We start from the raw sequence: 17,056 nt of genomic DNA, 5'->3' as shown, positions 1-17,056 counted from the left end.
CAATCTCTTCTTCAATGATCGGCCATACGGCGCAGCGGTTCTAACTGGCCCAGGGCTTCCTCACGCCAGACGTCGCCTGGTTCACCTTCACTAAGACTCAGCAGCCGTTCACGGCACAAGATTTGCAGCGGCATAGGCCAACGGCCGCTTTCCACCAAAATCCATTCTACATCCCGCGTGGCAAACCGGATGGGGGAGGTGGCAATGAGATTTCTAGCACCTTCTTCTGAAAGTGGGCCGAGTACGGCCGTATAGCCAAAAATGTTGAAAAAGGGCGACCCCATCCCCTGGTGCTGCGCCAATACATCTGGCGGTTGGGCACTGGACAGCACAAAGCCCAGGTTGCCGTCCACCTGGTTGGTTGCCAGCGAACGCAAACTTTCCCAAAACGCATCATCCAGCTCCGGGTAGCGGGTGAGCGCCACGCCCAATTCATCAAACAGGATAACGGTGGGCCGATCCAACTGCTCACTCACGACATCTAAAAATGATTCGAGATGGCACGGCTCCGGCACATCTAGCTCCATTTCTGTGAGCAAGGTGCGCAGTAGCGTCTCTTGCCTGCCCAGCCTTGCATCCTGAAAATCGACAAAAATCCAGCGATACGCCTCTGCCTGGGGCAGCCAGTTGGCCAGCCGCAAATAGTGCAGCAGCGAGGTTTTGCCGCTGCGCCGTGGCCCGATGATGGCTGCATTTTGCAACGGCCGTTGCCGTAGCAGCAGCCCCAACCGCTTCAACTCACGCTCGCGACCAAAAAATTGGGTGGGTTGGGTGATGGGCGGGCCAGCGATAAACGGTGAGGGGGCGATTGCGCTCTGCGAATGCTGGTGAACGGGTGACGGGGTGACACTTTTCGGGCGAGTCACCTTGTCACCTTGTCCTAAGCGACCTGTGGTCGCAATCTTCTTGTCAAAATTCCCGGATCGAATTTGCTCGTAAAGAACGGCCGTTTCACTAGAAACATCCACACTCAATTCAGCCGCCAGAATTTGCCGACACTGCTCAAACTGCTGCAAAGCGGCCGTGCGCTGTCCAGAAGTTGCCAGCAGTTCCATAAGCAAGCGATGGCTGGCCTCGCGGGTGGACTCCAGCGTCAGCAACCGGCGCGTTATTGCAATCCCCTCAGTGTAGTTACCCTGGCCCAGCAGTTGGCTGGCCCAAGCGTGATACGCCATGATGGCCTGATTGTGAAAGAAGCTCCGCTGCGCTTGCAGCCAGTTATCAAAATCGGGTGCCTGCCGAATGTAAAACTCCTGCAAAAATTCACCACGACAAAGCTGCACAGCCGTTTGCCAATCAGCGTCTTCATGCTCACCATTGCGGAAAGATTGTTGAAAAACGGCCGTATCCATCCAAACGGTCGCCCCTGGGTTGAGGGCGACGGTCTGATGGCTAATTTGCAAGTATGGTTCCAAATGGCGGCGCAGCTTCAATAGCTCGCCACGCAGGTTGCGCCGCGCATCGGAATCTGGCAGCTCCCCCCACAACAGGTTAGCGAGGGCGTGACGTGAATGAGAACGGCCGCTTACCGCCAGGTAACACAGCAACGCCCGCGCCTTGCCAGAGTCCAGGCCGATCAACGGTTCATCGTCGATTGAGATTTGCAGCGGCCCCAACAGAGCTAATTTCAGTACCTTTGTCATGCTATCTATTCACAAATCCACTTAAGATCAACGCTTGATCAACGCCTAATTGACATGCTTCTGCTAATCTATTAAGCGTTACTTAATTTTATAGTTATCAATCTATTGCAAACCAGTATACCGGAAACCGGATTTTGATGGAATCATTCCTAAACAAGCATACCAAACAGAGTAAACTGCTCATGACCGATTTCAGAAAACGATTCAACGACTCACCCGGACAAGCCCTCGTCGAATTTGCACTCATTATTACAGTGCTACTGATGATGATCTTCCTCATCATCGAAAGTGCCCGTATTTTGTGGGCCTGGAACACCGTGCAAAACGCCGCCCGCGAAGGCGCACGCTACGCTATCACTGGCCAATCTGAAATTTTGCCGTGCCCAGTAGATTTTGGCTTACCAAAATTTGTTTCCGGTGACCGCAATGTCTGCACCGATCAACGTCTTGCCTCAATCATTGCTCGGGCACACACTGCCTTGTCTGGCCTAACGCTCAATGAAGAATCCGCAACATTTGAAGAAGATCATTATTACAATATTGAAATATGGGGGAAAGACGAGACAGACACGGACCTGAGATACGATTTTGCTGGTGGACCTAACAACCCCGTCGTGGTGCGGGTAACCTATCGGGTCCCAATTATCACCCCGTTCTTTCAACCGATCTTGCCCTCAATTCCCGTTTTTGGGCAAGAAATCTTATACAATGAAACCTTTGGACAACTTGGTGGTCATGGGAATGAAGGGGCAGCTTTGCCGTCAAACTTGCCAGTAGTGCCTACACCAGGCGTGACGCCATCCCCTGAACCAACAGATACACCGGGACCAACGTCTACCAATACCCCGTCACCGTCACCACCGCCTCCTCCACGCTGCGATCTAAGGTTTGAGGGAACGGCCGTTGCTGGCAACAACTTCGTCTTCGTCACAGGCGAGGTGGGCATTGAAGTTGAAATTATCAATTTAACTACGGGCGCAACGCTTGGTTCTGACACATTGGATGGGCCGTTTAACGACCATGCTTGTCCTGGCTTCAGGGCCATTGTGCTAAACCCGGCACTAGACGCCGATGATGTTGGCAATGTGCTTTTAGCCGCCGAAATAGGTGTCTCTGACAACAACGATACAACTTTTGTTCTAGGTCAACCGCCTACGCCAACTTCCTCGCCGACCACCACGCCAATCCCTACCAGCACGGCAACCAGCCCGCCCCCTCCCACGGCAACAAATACGCCGGCGGGTCCATTCATTGCCATTGCTCCCAATTGTGGCCCAGGACCCAATATTCAGTTTACCATCCAAGGTTTTAACTGGCCCGTCAATCGAGATATTTCACTTTATTGGGAAGGTGATTTACAGCAAGAAATTCAACAACATACGGGCACTATTACCTACGCCTGGAGCATTGATGGGCTTACAGATGGCACCTATACGGTGTTGGCAGAAGCAAGCGGCAATGGGCCAACGTCATCAGCAACTTTTACCATACCTTGCCCAGGGCAGCCCACGTCAACACCAAATGTGGCCACAGCTACCCCTGCCCCCGTTGACCTGGTTGCCATTGGCCCGCCTGCCCTTATTAGCACACCCCCCTTAGTCGCGTACCAACCAGTGCAATTTTCTGTCGCGATTACCAATACGGGCGAAGTGGCGGTTGAAAATCAATTCTTTGTTGACATATATTTGGACCCAACCAGTATTCTGACGGACCGTATTCCGCTTTCAGAAAGCGATGGCTATTCGGCCGTTAGTGGTCTGGGTGGTGGCGAAAGCCAGACGGTCATTGTGAATGCACCTTTCGGCTTTGCGAACAATCCGACCAACCATCAGGTTTATGGCATGGTTGATTCTGTTCTGCAAATCCCGGAAAATATTGAGACAAACAACGTTACTGACCCGTTAACGGTGAACAACGTGACCCCAGCTGCCACCCCAACACCAACACCAGACTTGGTTGGTGATAGTGAACTAAGTGGATTGGTACGGGCATTAGTGGGAACCTATTTGCCACAATTCCGGGCAGAGGTCTTTTTAACTGATGAAAGCAGTTCTCTTATCGTAGCCAAAACCGCAACCGATGAAAATGGCTACTACGTTTTTGATACAGTGCCACCGGGAACTTATACGGTTCATGCCTGCATACTAATTGACAACGTACAATATTTTGGGCTACGTACTGGGCGAACCCCGCCTAATCCCTATGTTGATATTTACGCTGCACAAGGAGTGTGTCCTTAATGAAAAAAAGATTTGTTCTTTTGCTATTAATTTTTGTTACCTTCATTGGGCTGTGGCAGGCTGGAAAGGGCACGGCTGTTGCCGAACCTGACGAACCATTGGCTCCAGATGCGGCTGGACCAAATTGGCAAGCCATCGGCAAAATTTCGCAGACAAGCGTGTTGAGCGATGCGGTTTTGCCTGCAATTGCTACGTCCAACGACGGTAGCAAAGTCATTGTTGTCTACAATGGAATCATCAACAACGAAGATGGAAATCGAGATGTTTTTTATGCAAGGTCTACCAATTTTGGACAAAGCTGGAACACCAAGAACCGCATTCATTCCAGTTCAGGGGGCACTGCAAACTCTAACTTTGTGGATGTTGCCATCTCACCCAATAACAAAGGGCACGCTGTTTGGGTAGAAGAAGTTAGCGATGTTCCACGACTCGTTTATAAAAATGAAGATAATTGGGGTGCTAACACAACAAATTTAGTCACAATTTCTACCGTACCAGCTTTTTCCGATGTAATTGCAGATCCGCAAATTGTTGCCAAAAGCAACAGTCGGCTTGATATTGTTTGGTCAGAGGGCACAGCTTCCACTGACGTCAATATTTTCCATGCCTACTCAACAAATGGTGGAGCCAGCTTTACTGGCAAAACAGCCGTTGCGCAAACAGCACCTTCTTCTGATTTTCCAGACCTTACAATTGATGCCTCTGGAACATACCATCTTGTATGGGCGGAAGGAACTATTCCCAGTAGAACGATATTATATTCTCGTGGCGTACCATCTGGCAACGCAGTAACCTGGTCTTCCCCTATTAATATTTCTGTCAGAAGCATTCCCGGGAACGCATCAGATGCCACTCAACCAAAAATTTATGCCAATGGCAATGTTCTGCACGTTTCATACGCCAACTTTGTTTCCAAACAGGAGCAATATATTCATCATGTGCAATGCAGCCAAAACTGCACAACTGCCTCAAATTGGATCTCAACCAACAACCCAGTTTCTGGGCAGGTACTTACAGCTAAAGCGTCGGATCCGTTTGACCTCGTTTCCACAATTGGTCAGGTTGGAAGTTGTACCTATGTTTACTTCCATGGCATTCAGGGTGACAGCAGTGATAGTGACAATCGAGAACGAATTTGGGGAACAAATAGCTGTGGCAACTGGGCGGCTAGCGTCCGGGACCAAGTAACAGCAACGGACGTGCGCTCTATTAACCCAACTATGACATCGGCAAATAATTGGTGGTTATATATGGCTTATGAACAGGTTAGCTCAAATTCAAGCCTGCGTGAAATTTATTTCGTACGCAACCAACCGGCGATTTATCTGCCGACAATTTTAAAGTAACAAATAATGAATCGTTTAGAATGGATTTTGGGCATAATTTTGGTGGTTTTACTCCTGGTGGTGGGGGCGCTGTCGCTCACCTTCTGGTTTCGCAATGACCGCACGGCCGTTTCTCCCCCGGCCGCAAACTCTGCCACCACCATTGCCCAACGAGCCGACGACATTGCCCCCACGCCAGACTATGAGGGTCGTTCGGCCGTTATTGCCTATGCAGTTGCCCAAAATAAAGCGACAGCGTGGCAAACAGACGCCCAATTGTTAAGCGCCCAGGCAACCTGGCCCCAAGGAGCATCAGCGCAGGCATTGCTACAAGGGGAAGAAAGCTGGGGATTTACTTTTTATTCTCCAGCCGCGCAAAAGATTGCTGTTTTTTCAGTTGTAGAAGATGATGCGTCTCTTGTTGCAGAGGGCGACCATCAGCAAACTGATCCGGTGCTTTCAACCAGCGGTTGGAACCTGGATAGTCGAGACGCCATCCAGATATTTATCAATAAAGGTGGTCAAGCCTTTTTGGCCGAGCAAGGCGTTTCCGCCATGACAATGTCTTTACTGGCGAGCGATACAGAGGAAAACGGCCGTCTCGAATGGTTAATCTCTCTCTTTTCGCTGCAAACCGGGCAGTCCCTGACAATGCGCTTAGACGCTACCTCTGGTGAACTGCTCGCAACGAATCCAGAATCGTAAAGGAACTTCGCAAGCAAATTGTAATGGTACAGGTGTAACGCACAGGCATAACATAAACTTTATAAAAATGTTGCAAAAAGTGCATTTTCACCTTGGATAAAATTAAACCTAAGAGATAGAGGCAAAGAAAATGTTAAAGCGCCAATCCCATCCACAACGTGACCCACAGCGCGGCCAAAGTTTGGTCGAGGTCGCCTTATTCTTCCCCATCTTCATTATTCTACTGGCAGGTTTGGTGGAAGTATCTCAACTACTTGTCACCCAAAATCGTATTAGCAGCGCTGCCAGAGCCAGCACCCGGTTCTCGTCCAATGGCGGGCAGGATGAAGGTATGGTTTCCGTGGTACTCAGCAACATTACCCAAACGCTGGAAACTGACCCCAACGTTTGGGATATCTGGAGTATTCGGGCAACGGTGAATGATGCTGGCACCGGCTTTGATGGCGATGGCGGCGAATGGTCATTTACCCAGATTTACGGCATCTCCAATACTGTACGCGCACCATCAGTCAACGAAGGAAATATTCGTAACCGCGTCCTTAATGAACTACAACGGGATGAATTTGATATCCAGGCCACGGATAGTGACGGAGTAAGTATTGCGGCTGGCTTGCAAATTGTTGGAACCTATGCCATTCATGATGTGGACTCAATTTTGGGGCTAGATGCCATGTCTCAACTGGCTGGCTTTTCCTCGCTAGAGGCGCTCAGCATTATGCGCATCACTGCGGACAGCCAGGATGTAACCAAGGGCTGTACAGGCTTTCCCATTGCTGTTCATGAGGAGATTCGCTCCGTGACTGCACCGGGAACTGGCTCAAACCCTTTTCCAGACGATTTTACCTATCCCACCACCAATCCGCCACAATACCAATCCTTTCTTCCCGCGCACACTCCTGATGTCCCGCTGCTTCTGGCTCAAGAGGGGGATTTGTTCCGAGTACAAAACGGATTTGGTCAGGGTAACTTCGGTTGGCTTGCCTGGAATACAGCCATTGCCGCCAGTGCCAATGCACTGAACAACAGCCTCTCCTGGCCTGGCAATAGTGCCGATTATACACCCTGCGCCGGTGGAAATGGCGGCTGCCCCCAAGGTAATGGGGTGCCTAGCTCAGACTTTGACACAAACGTTCCGGGCTACATTGAAGCCGGTAACCCCATAGACACCTCTCTACAAGTAGATGATTGGGTATCTGCCAGTACGGGTTCCGTGAACGCCAGCTTTGTTCAAGAAACCATTCAAGGGCATATAGACCTAGACCGGGAGCTACGGCTGCTTGTTTGGGATACCGCGGACCCCAATTTTGAAGGGCAGGGACGTTACCACATCTCAGGGTTTGCCGTTTTCCGTCTCCTTGGCTACCAGCTATCTCAAAATGGCGGTGGCTCCTGGATTTTGGCCGAATTCATCCGCTGGGACGACTCCTGCGGTCAGGTAGCTGAGTAAATATTTCCAGGTAACCTGACAGCGTTTATTTTGGCATTTATGGCATCCAGGTCAATAATTTGTCTGGATTCATAAATTTCAGGCACAAAATGATACGTATCGCACCACAGGTATAAAGATATGAATCGAATTAAACAGCTTTTTCAACACAAACAACAGGCAGCCAACGCCAAACAGGAAAAAGGGCAAAGCATCGTCCTTATTGCCCTGATGATGGTAGCCATCATTGCTTTTGTAGGCATTGCCATTGACGTGGGCTTTATCTTTGCTCGCGGCTCACAGTTGCAATCCGCCATTGACTCTGCGGCGCTGGCAGGTGTGGTAGAGCTATCCGGTTGGGCAGAAGGCAGTGCCGGAAATGCCGTTTTGGAAGCAGCCGCCAGAACAAAGTCGGCGCAGTTTTTGAATGCCAACAACATGCCTGTTTCCGTCACAAACTCAATCAATATCACCAACAACGTTGCGGTTTCAACCACCCCTTTGGGCGCAACCCAATACGCCGTCACGGTTACCTGGCCTGTAGAAACTTATTTTCTCAAAGTTTTAGGCTTTAGAGAGCCGATAAACCTGACGCGCTCAGCGACAGCGGCCGTTTTCTCTTTGGCCGATCTGTACGTGAGCCGTCGTGTAGAGGATGGTGTGGTAAGCACCTCAACACAGGGCATTTTTGGCCCCAGCTCCTGCTCACACATGGGTGACCCCTTCTCCCCGGTTGGCAATGGTGGAGCGGGGCCATATACCTACACCTACCGCATCTTCATCCCTTCAGATTACGCCCACGATATTGTGCGCGTAGAGATATTCGACCCAGACTCCATCAATGCGGCAACGAATGATGTCACCGTTGACCACACCAATATTGCCATTAACAATGGTGAGCCTACCTCTGAAGCGATGTCTTGCACGGGGCGAAATGCCGATCGGTGGCAACCCTGTGTAATAGATACAGGGGAACTTGATCTATATGAAGATGAAGATAATGAGATTGATCTGGATCAGATTAATCCTTTCTGGTTTGTTCGCATTGATGAAAACCGGCGCGGCCCAGATAGTGACGGCCGTTGCGGCCCGCCAAGCTCCTATACCCCAGCCAACAATACCCAGACGCGCTACACATTGGCCTATTTTGCTCAAGATGCGAGCGGTCTCATTCAGGACGTTCCTTTGGTTACCTATATGGGACAAACCGGCGACAATAACCGTGATACTGGCGATCATCAGACTGATTTGCATTGGGTATCCCCTGGAGCAGATGTCCCGTTCTCCATTGACCCCAATGGCCCGCCGCCACCAAACGTCGCCGTGCCAGCCATTGCCCAACAGTCTTGGGTAACCGGTTTTGAAATTAATTTAAATACCCAAGTGCCCAATATCGTTGTTGATCAAACGACAGGTGCTCGCTATCTCTATCTTTATGTGCAGGCAATGAGCGGTTTTTCAGAAAATGGGTTTGAACTATGGGCTGGCCCTCCTATTCACGACGTACCCAGCGAGGTCAATGCGCGCAATTTATACACGCTGAACAATCCAGGCTCTCATTCCTCAGAGGGCGTCACCGTGTTTGGGGTAGGCAATCTGCCTATGAACTCCCTTTACTCGAACCCGGTGGATATCCCCCTAATATACATTGGCCCAGAAATGGCTGGCCAAGAGATTGCCGTTAGCATGTTCGATATTGACTCTGGTGCTAAAGCTCCCGTTGTCTTTTATTTCGATTCGATTGCCTTTACCCCGGATGATGACAACCCGTTGGGGTATGATCCGGACTTTACAGATTGGGCAATGTCTTTCCTTGTTGAGGGCCAAGATGACCCGGATAATGTCCCAGACGGCACCCGCTGTAAACCAACGGCTGCCGAGCCAAACGATTGTGACAATGATTGGATTACCCCCGCTTTTAGCATCAAGATTCCGGGCGAGATAGAGGCGTGTGACTACAGCAATCCAACGATGGAAGATTGCACACCGTTTTTTGGCGGCCGTCTTGTGGTACGCTACAGTGGCGGCCCTTATGACACTTACGGCTGGCAAATTAGAGTGGAAGGACTTCCTTATCTGGTGAAATAAAGAAAGTTCGTCACAAATCTCATGAAGCTGGGTCAAATGCCCTACTTAATCTGGCTGGCATATAGGTTACAATTTCTGAAGTACAGGCAGCAAGCATCTTGAATTGAGGCATCGTATGAAAAGAGCGAAAGACGACACGTTGAACAAAGAAGACGAACTGGGACAAGGTTTTGTAGAGTACGCGCTGATCCTGATTCTTGTGGGCATTGCGGTCGTTCTTATCGTCAGCTTAATGCAGCCCGCCATCGGGGACGTCTTTTCACGCTTTGTGGCTCAGGCGCCAGTCGCGCCACCTTCTTTAGTAAACTATACGCCCCCTCCTACAGCATCCAATACACCAACGGTTGACCCTTTGGCAACCGCAACCCTAACGCCTTCAAACACACCGACGGCTTCGCAAACGCCGACACCGTCCCAAACGCCGACGGCTTCGCAAACGCCGACACCGTCACCAACACCCACATCCCCACCGTGTGATTATGGCCCACACCAGGCATCTGCCAACAGCACCGTTCGCGTTGAAGTGGAAGATTTCCGCTGCGGCACTGCTTCTGAACCTAGCTTTAGCGATCAAACAGGGGACGGTGGGTCAGGCAGCGTTGTTTACCGAACCGATTATGGAAGTGAAGGACCTGATCTTGAGAGCACATCCGACGATGGCGGTGGCTACAATTTAGGCTGGACAGAAGATGGCGAGTGGTTGGAATTTGAAGTTACGGCTTCAACCAACTCAGCATATACCTTTATTATTCGTTATGCTGCACCCAACAGTAACTCGCAGCTTAGAATCAATACTTCATATGCAGACTTAACTGCCCAAACCCCTGTTCTAAATTTACCCTCGACAGGCGGTACACAAAACTGGGGCAATTACATCACCCAAGTGACGTTATTTAGCGGGCGAAATATTTTACGGTTCAATATTGCCAATGGTGGTTTCAACTTGAACTATTTCGATATTACACCCTATGTACCTACTGCGACACCCAGACCTGCAATGCTGCTGCCAAGCAATGCCGCGCATGATGGGGACGTTCGGGCGCAGAACAGCAACAATAACAGTGGTGGGCCTACAAACAACGGCCGTTCCCAAATTTACGTCGGCGATGATGGCAATGATCGTCAATATGTGGGCATTATCAGTTTCGATACGTCAGGATTGCCTGCCAATGCCACCATTACCAACGTTGAGCTAAGATTGCAGCAGCAAAGTGTGGTGGGGAATCCGTTTGGCAACCTGAACACGCTGTATGCAGATATTGCCCCAGCCAACGGCTTCGATGCCAGTTACGATTTGGAATCGGATGATTACCTGGCAGGTGCCGCAGCCGGCAATGTTATCTCCTTTGCCGCACCCTCTGGCAATAACACCTGGACTTCTGGCACTTTAGGTGCCGGGAATTTCAACCGAATTAACAGGACTGGTTATACGCAGTTCAGAATTCATTTCCAAACACCAGATGATGGTGATCGAACTGAAGATCAGTTCCGCTTCTACAGTGGCGACGCTGGCTCAGCCAACAGCCCGCAGCTAATTATTACCTATACCACACCATAAAAAAAGCGAGGTGGCTAATTGATAATTTTGATGCCACCTCGCTTTTCATTTCGTGCCGCAAAATAGGTGACGGCCGTTTCCCACAGGCGTCACTTTTGTATTGTTTGGATTAAGCTTCCCCCGCCAAAAAATTGTTCAGCATAACGCTCACATTTTTGATTGCCTCATGGCGGGCTTCATAGCGACGGCCGTTGACACTCAGCGTAACGTGTACCAAACGAGCCAGCCGGAGCGCGTCCAGATGGTGAATAACCGTCGGGGGGCGCAGCCGCAGGCGACGCGCCAGCTCCGCAGGTGTAAGCGGTTCCTCAGACAAATAGCGCAGAATACGCAAGCGGGTTGGGTCTGCCAACGCCTTGAGCATCTGGTAAAGTAGCTCTGGCACCACCTCACCCGGCACCAATGAAACATTATTGGGCCGACCGCCAAACAAAAAGAGCCATCGCTTTTTATCTCGAGAAAACGAGGTGAACATGGAAAGTGGGGTGCTCCAAAAAGAGGGAATCATAATGAGCTCTTCCATCTCTTCTATCTGCTCAAATTCAAAGCGCAGCCCCTGTGAGAGCTCGTTGAGCAAATCCGGCAGCGATAATTCATTTGCCAATGCTTTGGCCTCGGTGATGCGCATTTCCAATGGCTTTTGAATGCGGGCTTCCTCTTCCTTGAAAAAAACATCGTAATAAACGGTTAGGGCATTGAGCATTTTTTGGCCGTAAACGGCCGTCTCCGCCCATACGCTCAGCCTGTCCAGCAGCTCTTCCTCAGGAATTTTTTTACTCCTGCCCATTTCTTCCTTGTACATTTGGGCCAGCAGAACCCGCAAGGTTTTCACGTCTTCCGGCTGCCATTTGCCATTATCTGCTACCCGAAACAGAAGCGTGCGAACCTCGTCTGGCATGTAACAAGAAACAATCTCCCGCATGCGATCCTCAGCGGGAATTTCGCCCAACTTGTGCAAAACAGAGGCACTATCTTTTGGCCCGTCCTGGTTTGCCAACCAGGGAATCATCCAAATATGATGTTGATCGGCAGCATTTTGTAAAAATTCACGCTGCTCACCAGGCAAACGAGAGCGCACCCCTGCCGCCCACGAACCCCGTAAACCATAACGGGCTGGATTGTGAATGACATCCAGGCTTGTAAACAGATCATATGCTGTGCCAATCTCCCAAGTTAACTGCGGTGCAATTCCCATCTCAACCAATTTCCTGCTCAATTACTCTTATGACAATGCCACATTAACACACAAACACACACTTTATTACCCATGAGTCTAGTTATAAACCAGAACGGCCGTATGCTCAACATTATGGCTGAAGATGAGAAATCGGTTCATGATCCGGCAGCAACGCTTCCGCATTGCGGATGGCAGGGAACAAGTAGCCACCCAACCCAACCACCACACCGATAAGTCCTGTCACCACAAACATCAAGGCCATGCCCGTTCCCGTACCTGTACCCACCAGCCAACCAAATATGGGTGCCAATACGCCATCCGGGTGCATTGCGGGTTCGAACACATTATCTGCCAGCGGCCCAGCAACGGCCGTTGCCAACGGTGCCGTAATCTGTGCGATCAATCGGCGCACAGCAAACACCCGTCCCTGCACATCCGGGGCCACCTTTGCCTGCCAAATCGCCTGGTTCGAGCCATTCAAAATTGGAATCAGAAATTGGCCCATAAATACGGCCACAGCCCAAACAAGTACGCCCTGCCCCACGCCCATCAGAATCTGGCTAAAAATGCTGACACCCACCATGCCCAGCAGCACACCGTTCACTTTGCGGCGCGGCCCACCCCAGGTGCTCAACAGCAGGCCACCAAGTACGCCCCCCACGGCCCCAACAGATTGCACGCTTGCTAAAGCAATCTCATCATTGCCTGTACGCGCCAAAATCATGGGTACCATGACGGCGAAGCCAAACATCGCCAAAAAATTAATGCAAAAGAAAACCATTTGCAGCCCCAGCAGGCTGGGTCGGGCAAAAATGTAGCGGAAGCCATAGGCTGACTCTTGCAGCAGGCTGCCCTGCCCCGTGCGGCCTGCGGCCGTTACTTCTGGTTGGGGAATGAGCACAATGGCCAGGGCAACAATGGCAAATAGAAATGTAACCACATCAATGCTCATGATGCCCACCAGCCCCAGCGGGCCAAGCAAAGCTCCGGCAAAAGCAGGCGCCAAAATGCCCGAAGCCGAACCAGCCAAAGACAACATGCCCGCCGCACGGCCGTAATGCTCTTTTGGCAACATCATCGTCACGGCGGCTGAATAAGCTGGAAACTGGAAGGCATTGGCTGCCCCTGCCAGCACATTGGCCACGTAAATGTGCCAAATTTGCAAATTGTCACCTACCAACAGCAGCAGCAAGAAAATAGTCGCCAACCCCGCCAGCAAATCGCTCACAATCATGATCGTTTTGCGGTTGCTGCGGTCCACAATCGCCCCGGCAATGGGGCTGAACAGCACACTGGGGGCCATAAAAAAGAAAATGGCCCAGGTCAGGGCAGTGGCCTCCCCCGTTTGCTGAAAAATCCAGAAGGAGACGGCAAAGTTGGTCATGCCCGTGCCCAACATAGACACGACCTGACCCAGCCAAACGATTACAAAGCCACGCATACCGGAAGGCTGTTTTGAAGGTTGTGCTGAGAAGTTCGTCATAACAGAGAAAGTAGAACGTGAGAACCAGTGGCTAAACAGGGGGCGTCTAACACGATCTGATTCCCACGTTCACTGAGAAGAAGAGGCTTGAATAAATTTACATTTCCCAGGTGGCGTCGCCAAAAAAGTTGCCGTGATCTTTGGCTAAAAACGCCTCGATCTCAGCTCGACGATCACCCAAGCGGAAATGTGGGCCGTGGCCGGGGTAGCAAAGAGTCTCATCAGGCCAGGGCAATACCACGTTGCGCAGCGTCACCAGCGTCGTTTGAAAGCCATCGCTAGACCAGGTGCGGCCCGGCCCGCCATCAAAAATAGTGTCGCCAACAACAATACGATGGTCATTTTCAAGAACAAAGCAAATTTGATCACCAATGTGGCCAGGGGCGTACACTGCACGCAAGGTGTGTTCACCCACCTGCACTGTATCGCCGTTCCGCAGCCAGCGATCGGCCTGGATGTCTTTGCCGCCCGGTTTATGGGGACCGTCGTTGCCCATCACGGGCACACCTAATTGCTGACGCATCGCTGGCAGCGCACCAATGTGATCCACATGGGTGTGCGTCAGCAAAATGGCTACGGGCTGGCTGTCGCCTAACATTTCTTGCAAGGTTTTCGGGTCGTCGCCGGGGTCTATGAGCACGCTTTGGTTGGTGCTGGGGCAGATGAGGGCGTATGTGTTCATTCCCCACGGGCCAACCTGGCGTGTTTCTAGCTGTAATTTCGGCATATCAATCTCCAGGTTATGGAATCGTGATGATCCACTCGATGATCCAGTTGCTTGGTTTTTCAGTAGATTCGGCCGTTTTTTGGTTACTTTCTTTTTCAGACATCATGACTCCTTTATGCATGGGCTAACTGTTCGCGGGCTGTTTTGAGCAAGGCTTCAATCTCCACAATGTGGCTGCGCGTGTGGGGTGGCAGCCCGTTTAAGAAGGTATTTCCAGCGTTAAGATAGGATGTCTTGCGGGCTGTAAACGCGTCGGGCAGGTTGGCCAGCAAGGCCACAGATTCAGCTTCGGTTCGCTTCCACAAGGCAACCATATCGGCCAGCGTGGTGTAAACGGCCGTTACCGACCGAACCCACGCCGCCGGATTGTTGGGGAACCCATCGAGCGTTCCATCTGTTACCTGGGTCGCTAGCTGCATCTGCATGCCCCGCTCTGTGGTGATGAGGTGGGCCAGCAGTTCCTTGGCATTCCAACTGTCGTCTCCGTCCGGACGGTAATCTGCTTCCATCTCGCTGACATTGGCCACGACTTCATCCAGTTGGACATCCAGCTCAGCGTACACGTCAGCCACGGCCTCCGCCAATGCTTTTGGCGTCGTGGGAATGTCTGGCACAGGGCGGGTACCCAACGTCATCATCGTTTGCTCTCGTTCACCGTCTCGGTAGTAGGTGATTTTGACGCCGTCGCCAGCGCGATACGGCCGTATGGCTGCTTGCAATGAGGGGAAATCTTTCGTCTCGCTGCCGCCCATATCTATAATGACATCTTCTGCCTGCAAGCCTGCTTCGGCCGCCCCGGTGCCAGCCATCGTGCCGCTGATGCGTATGCCGCCAGCGGCATCAATGCCTAACTCTTCCGCCTGTTCCGCCGTCACCAAGCCAGAGATAAGAATGCCCAAAAATGCCTGATCATAAAGACGCTTATCTAAACCGGTTTCCAAAACAGATTTCAGGTTCGCCAAACCAGCATCCCAACCATCCTTTAACCCCTGGCGCATTTCGGCAGCGTCTTCGCCTGCGGGAATATCTTCATGTGTCAGGCTCAAATGGGTGCCACCGTCGCCGGGTTGCAGCGAGAAAGTGACTTTGGTAACGGCCGTTTCCAATCTTCCTTGCCATGAATAAACCACTTTCTTCTCTGGAACCAGCTCCAAAAATTCGCCCGTAGCCCAATACCCTTGCTGCCACCACAAATAAATGCGTCCGCCCACTTGGGTTGCCACTTGCGAATTGGTTGCCAGCCATTCTCGCAGGGCAGCCCCATTGGTTAGGGCATAGTAAACGGCCGTTGGTGGTGCAGCTAACTCAACGTTAAACGTCAATTCCGTCGTTTCACTCATATCATAACCTCCACAAAGCTGAAAAAACTGCTGGACAAATTTCTTGGTGTGAATGCTGGGTTGTGTCAGATGATTGTGCTTTATTGATCCAAAAGGTATTAGATAATCATCTAACACCCAAATAGTAAGCCGTTACCGCAAATTTGTCAACAAACTCGTTCAACCCTCATAGCAAACATGACTCATGGGCATAAGCAAAACCGACAACTTAACGATAATTCTGACAATTGCTTGGATTTGGCTGGACGGCCGTTTACAATGCAAGGGGTCACTGTGTCTCTATGTAAATTTTTTTGTGTAGACTACATTGGGAGGAATGTATGAACCCTAGAAATCCCCTTATTGTCGCCGCGATCATATTCTTTGTTGGCTTTTCGCTGATTGCAGCTTTTATTGCCTTCCAGATTTGGGGGGCGGTTTTTATGCTCTTTTCCTTGCTTCTCTTTTCTCTGGGCATGTGGCTTGCGTTGCGAACTCGCTATGTGCTAATAGATGAAATGGAAGTGGGCGTCACTTTTAACCGTTTCAACAACAGTTTTTGTCGCTTTATTCCAGAAACTGAACCAAAACCCAGGTACGGCTGCAAAGAACCAAAAATCCCTCTGTGGGCTCCCTTCAGTTTCAGGTGGCTGGAACGCCAGGACCCTCATTATGTGCGGTTGAAATGGTATGAAACATTGTCGGATAAAAAAATTACAAAGAGATCTCAATCAGCCAGCGGGAAAACAAAGAATATTCGCACGGCAGATGGCATTTTGGTAAACATCACCTGGAAGGTCTCGTTTATCGTCAATGTCTATGTTCTTACAGACAATATTAGACACAAATTGGCACGTACGCTACCAGAAAATGCAGATAAAGTGGTAAAAGGGAAAGCAGAAAGAGCCATTAAGCATTTGGTAGAAACACGCCTAGCTGAAGAACTGTATCAAGATAGCACAATCCAAAGGCTAGAGGCTGAAATCGCGCAAAATGTTTACAATCTATTGGCTCTAAGGGAAACCCCAGATGATCCGGAAAGTGATTTTATATTCAATCTGGGTTTTCAACCGATACCCGAGCGAGACGTTTCGTTAGGTCCAATTGAGATGCCAATAGAGGTAGAAAAAGCCCTAGAAACAGCCCATCAGCGCAGGATTCATACCGATATGGTGACTGAAGCGATGAATCGGCTGCATGAGGCAATTGGCAGATTTGATGATAACGATATGAAGCGATTGGAAAAGCTGGAGAAGCTACGAATTTTGGATGAAAAGGATGTGGAGTCAATCCACTTAGCAAAGGTGTTTGTGGGCAAACAAGAATAGCCTCAAAAAAGTGGAGAGGAGAACTTGAAAATCAACG

The 17,056-nt window shown here is 50.5% G+C and carries 12 protein-coding genes; 7 read left to right on the top strand and 5 right to left on the bottom strand.

The features are described from left to right. Positions 1 to 11: 11 nt before the first annotated feature. A complete protein-coding gene (locus ACOQPU_RS23860) occupies positions 12 to 1,643 on the bottom strand; it encodes a BTAD domain-containing putative transcriptional regulator (RefSeq protein ID WP_420642334.1) in 1,632 nt (543 codons plus the stop codon). A 182-nt stretch (positions 1,644 to 1,825) separates the two neighbouring features. Between ACOQPU_RS23860 and ACOQPU_RS23855 the strand changes: the two genes are divergently transcribed. From ACOQPU_RS23855 to ACOQPU_RS23830, 6 genes are all read left to right on the top strand, one after another. Further along, on the top strand, positions 1,826 to 3,883 hold the full coding sequence (locus tag ACOQPU_RS23855) for a TadE/TadG family type IV pilus assembly protein (RefSeq protein ID WP_420642333.1): 2,058 nt from the start codon (positions 1,826 to 1,828) through the stop codon (positions 3,881 to 3,883). After that, entirely contained in the window at positions 3,883 to 5,229 is a 1,347-nt protein-coding gene (locus tag ACOQPU_RS23850) for a sialidase family protein (protein ID WP_420642332.1), read from the top strand. Before ACOQPU_RS23855 ends, ACOQPU_RS23850 begins: the two co-directional genes overlap by 1 nt. Before the next feature lie 6 nt (positions 5,230 to 5,235). Further along, complete coding sequence (locus ACOQPU_RS23845; RefSeq protein WP_420642331.1) at positions 5,236 to 5,913, top strand: hypothetical protein; 678 nt, start codon at positions 5,236 to 5,238, stop codon at positions 5,911 to 5,913. Positions 5,914 to 6,043: 130 nt separating this feature from the next. Continuing rightward, entirely contained in the window at positions 6,044 to 7,360 is a 1,317-nt protein-coding gene (locus tag ACOQPU_RS23840) for a TadE/TadG family type IV pilus assembly protein (protein WP_420642330.1), read from the top strand. Between the two features lie 120 nt (positions 7,361 to 7,480). Continuing rightward, positions 7,481 to 9,427 carry a pilus assembly protein TadG-related protein gene (locus tag ACOQPU_RS23835; protein WP_420642329.1) on the top strand — a complete coding sequence of 649 codons (1,947 nt, stop codon included), beginning with the start codon at positions 7,481 to 7,483 and terminating at the stop codon, positions 9,425 to 9,427. Positions 9,428 to 9,542: 115 nt separating this feature from the next. Next, on the top strand, positions 9,543 to 10,985 hold the full coding sequence (locus ACOQPU_RS23830) for a carbohydrate-binding domain-containing protein (protein WP_420642328.1): 1,443 nt from the start codon (positions 9,543 to 9,545) through the stop codon (positions 10,983 to 10,985). A 109-nt stretch (positions 10,986 to 11,094) separates the two neighbouring features. Here the strand turns inward: ACOQPU_RS23830 and ACOQPU_RS23825 are convergent, their stop codons facing one another. From ACOQPU_RS23825 to ACOQPU_RS23810, 4 genes are all read right to left on the bottom strand, one after another. Next, on the bottom strand, positions 11,095 to 12,180 hold the full coding sequence (locus tag ACOQPU_RS23825; RefSeq protein WP_420642327.1) for an ArsR/SmtB family transcription factor: 1,086 nt from the start codon (positions 12,178 to 12,180) through the stop codon (positions 11,095 to 11,097). Between the two features lie 112 nt (positions 12,181 to 12,292). Further along, a complete protein-coding gene (locus tag ACOQPU_RS23820; protein WP_420642326.1) occupies positions 12,293 to 13,603 on the bottom strand; it encodes an MFS transporter in 1,311 nt (436 codons plus the stop codon). Between the two features lie 139 nt (positions 13,604 to 13,742). Continuing rightward, on the bottom strand, positions 13,743 to 14,372 hold the full coding sequence (locus ACOQPU_RS23815) for an MBL fold metallo-hydrolase (protein WP_420642325.1): 630 nt from the start codon (positions 14,370 to 14,372) through the stop codon (positions 13,743 to 13,745). 113 nt (positions 14,373 to 14,485) lie between these two features. Continuing rightward, on the bottom strand, positions 14,486 to 15,712 hold the full coding sequence (locus ACOQPU_RS23810) for an SRPBCC domain-containing protein (protein WP_420642324.1): 1,227 nt from the start codon (positions 15,710 to 15,712) through the stop codon (positions 14,486 to 14,488). A 320-nt stretch (positions 15,713 to 16,032) separates the two neighbouring features. On the opposite strand from ACOQPU_RS23810, the gene ACOQPU_RS23805 reads away from it, so the two are divergent. Next, entirely contained in the window at positions 16,033 to 17,019 is a 987-nt protein-coding gene (locus tag ACOQPU_RS23805; protein ID WP_420642323.1) for an SPFH domain-containing protein, read from the top strand. The last annotated feature ends 37 nt before the right edge of the window (positions 17,020 to 17,056 follow it).

Origin of the sequence: Candidatus Leptofilum sp. (assembly GCF_965223285.1) — a bacterium.
Taxonomy (GTDB): domain Bacteria; phylum Chloroflexota; class Anaerolineae; order Promineifilales; family Promineifilaceae; genus Leptofilum.
Note: the sequence above shows the minus strand (reverse complement) of the source record. Positions and strands in the feature narration are given on the sequence as shown.